This window comes from Helicobacter sp. MIT 14-3879 (assembly GCF_003364125.1).
The window spans coordinates 1-2,635 of the sequence record NZ_NXLP01000123.1 but is presented as its reverse complement, the minus strand read 5'-3'; the positions used below and the strand labels follow the sequence as shown (position 1 = coordinate 2,635).

Below are 2,635 nucleotides of genomic sequence, written 5' to 3'. Positions count from 1 at the left end.
GCAAAAAGCAGGGGGTCAGCGTAAGAGAGATTATAAGAAATAGGGTTAAGAAATATAATAATGGTTATTTACCACAATCACTAGGATTTTTTGGTTCAAAGGATAATTTTGAGTGGAAACAATATGCTTTAGACGAAAACTATCTACATACCAAACAAGAGACATTTTCACAATGCCCTTTAAAAATCTTTAAAAGGAATCCTAATGTTTGAAATTCTACTTGCCTATATCCTAGCAGTCTTTTTACTTATCGCTACTCCAGGTCCTGTGGTAGCACTTGTCATACGCAATGCTTCGCTTTATGGGTTTAAAAGCGCATTTTTCACAAGCATAGGAACAAACTTTGCTTCTTTAATCTTAATGGCACTTGCTATTACTGTGATTTTGGGCGTATTTGAAATTTCTCCTAGTATATTATCTATTATTAGCCTTTTAGGTTGTGCATTTATCTTTTATTTAGGGGTTAGCTCTCTTTATCAAGCATTTAAAGCTCATCAAAATAAACTTTTGCAAGAGTTAGACACACAATCACTCCTACTTGATGATAACAAACCCCAAAAGGCTTTTTCTCCTAGCTTTTTGGAGGGTTTTGGGATTGCTATTGGCAATCCTAAGGATATTATATTTTTCGTAGCATTTTTTCCGCAGTTTATCCACATATACGATTCTATTTTGACAAGTTTAAGCGTTCTAGTGTTGATATGGATTCTTCTTGATTTTTCTATCCTGACTGCTTATGCTATCCTTATGCAAAAGGTTATCTTCTTGCAATACAAGAAAATTATTGGGATTATGAGTGATATTATTTTAATGTTTGTTGGAGTATTTGGAGCTTATTATTTACTTTAATTTTATTTCAAGAAGCGCACACGATACTATATGGTATTTCTAAAATCAAATCATATTCACAAAAGAAGTGCTAATGCTTCACTCTAATACCAAAACCGACTTATTGCGCTAAAGCCGAGACTTCAGAATGACAAGGATTGCTAGATTCTTTAGCCTTACTATGCAAGACTTCAAAATGACAGGAAGTGTTTTTAGAATAAAATTCAGTTTATCACATTCTTACAAATCTAACTTATCCTCTTTACAAGTAGGGGTATAGAGCAGCTATCATTACTTAAGCATAGCGAAATGTCTCTAATAAAAAACTTTAAGATTCTTTGCTCTTTTTAGAATCCAACATAAGAGATTCTTCAGCCTTGCTACGCAAGACTTCAGAATGACAATCTAGCTTATCCTCTCTGTAAGGTATCACCTTGCAATGTATTACCTTATCATACTTAATGCGTATGATAAGCTTTAGCGACAATCTTCCATTGCCCATTACTCTTAAAGAGCTGGTGTAAGTCAGTGAAATGCAGTCCGTGCCAATTCTCTATCATCACCCGCACACTCGCAATACTCTCGCCAATATAGAGCACATCGATATGGGATTTTGCCCCTTTTGCCTCGCCGCTCTCATCAATGACTTTGTAGAGATTCTCTATACTGCCGCTGACTATGCTGCCATCTTTGTTCGTGCCTTGCATTATCGCATTGTTAGCAAATGCAGGTTTCATTAACTCACTTTTGCCGCTATTTGCACCTTTTAGGTAGGTGTTGATAACCTCTATAATCGCCTCGTATTCGCTGATGTTTGTCATACTTTCTCCTTGTGAAATGTGATGAGTTTTTGCATTTCTTGTGAGAGATTCCCTTTGCGCCACCTAAGATAGATTCTTGAGCTTCCTTAGAGTCCCACGCACTTAAAGCCCCATACGCCTAAGCTCGCTAAACTTGTCATCGTGGCAACTTTAGCAGAGGTTTTGAGAAATGCGTTGCGTAGTGAATTGGGGGTGTTTTTCTCGCATAATGTCTCCTCATATCAGAAATAAGAATCTTGCTACAAAAACTCTAGTGATGATTATAAATGAAACTTCTCAAAAGTGCAATACGGAAAATAAAGTGTGATACTCACTAAAAAGAGAGTATAATATTAAGAGAGTTCTTAGCTTAAGGATAGCTAAGGCATAATTGCGAATTGTATCAATTATAAGGAGAGATATAAGGTGATACCTTGCAGAGAGGATAAGCTAGATTGTCATCTTTAAGCTTCGTAGAAGCTGAAGAATCCTTCTACTAGATTCTAAAAGGACTAAAGAAACTAAAGCTTTAATAAAACTTTCAAATTGGGCTAATTATAAAATCTTAAAGTTTTTTTATTAGAAATACTTCGGGCTTTGCCCAAAGTCATGACAATAGGACAAGCTAGATTGTCATTCTGAAGCTTTAACCGTAGCGAAAGTGAAGAATCTCTTATGTGGAATCTTTAAGATACTTCGGCTAATGATTCAGTATGACAAGTTTGAGGGTTCAGAGATATTTCGCTTCTCTTTAAGTAATGACAAATGTAAATTTAACCTTAGAATCTTAGTATGACAGCTGCTTTTGCCTACACTTGCAAATAGGATAAACTAGATTCTTATTTTTAAATGTCTCTTGTCATTTTTAAAAAAGTGATAGCAACTGAATAATCTAAAAAACCTTTTAGCCCCTTGTCATTCTGAACCTGCTTTAGCAGGTGAAGAATCTCTTATACTAGATTCTAAAAGGACTAAAGAATCTTAAAGCTTTAATAACTTTCAAATTA

3 protein-coding genes are annotated in these 2,635 nt (G+C 35.1%); 2 read left to right on the top strand and 1 reads right to left on the bottom strand.

Translation table 11 applies throughout. From position 1 onward, the window contains the following. Both CQA44_RS11815 and CQA44_RS11810 read left to right on the top strand, forming a co-directional pair. A partial coding sequence (locus tag CQA44_RS11815; protein WP_147289803.1) for a YqcI/YcgG family protein occupies window positions 1-212 on the top strand: 212 nt, incomplete at its 5' end. Then, the gene (locus CQA44_RS11810) at window positions 205-849 is read left to right on the top strand and encodes a LysE family translocator (protein WP_115547399.1); all 645 of its coding nucleotides are present in this window, start codon (window positions 205-207) and stop codon (window positions 847-849) included. The genes CQA44_RS11815 and CQA44_RS11810, both read left to right, overlap by 8 nt. A 437-nt stretch (window positions 850-1,286) precedes the next feature. Here CQA44_RS11810 and CQA44_RS11805 read toward each other — a convergent pair whose 3' ends face one another. Further along, window positions 1,287-1,649 carry a nuclear transport factor 2 family protein gene (locus tag CQA44_RS11805; RefSeq protein WP_115547398.1) on the bottom strand — a complete coding sequence of 121 codons (363 nt, stop codon included), beginning with the start codon at window positions 1,647-1,649 and terminating at the stop codon, window positions 1,287-1,289. Between the last annotated feature and the right edge of the window lie 986 nt (window positions 1,650-2,635).

Coding starts and splice junctions, on each gene's coding strand:
- CQA44_RS11810 (WP_115547399.1), top strand. CDS start 205: ATGTTTGAAATTCTACTTGCCTATATCCTAGCAGTCTTTTTACTTATC.
- CQA44_RS11805 (WP_115547398.1), bottom strand. CDS start 1,649: ATGACAAACATCAGCGAATACGAGGCGATTATAGAGGTTATCAACACC.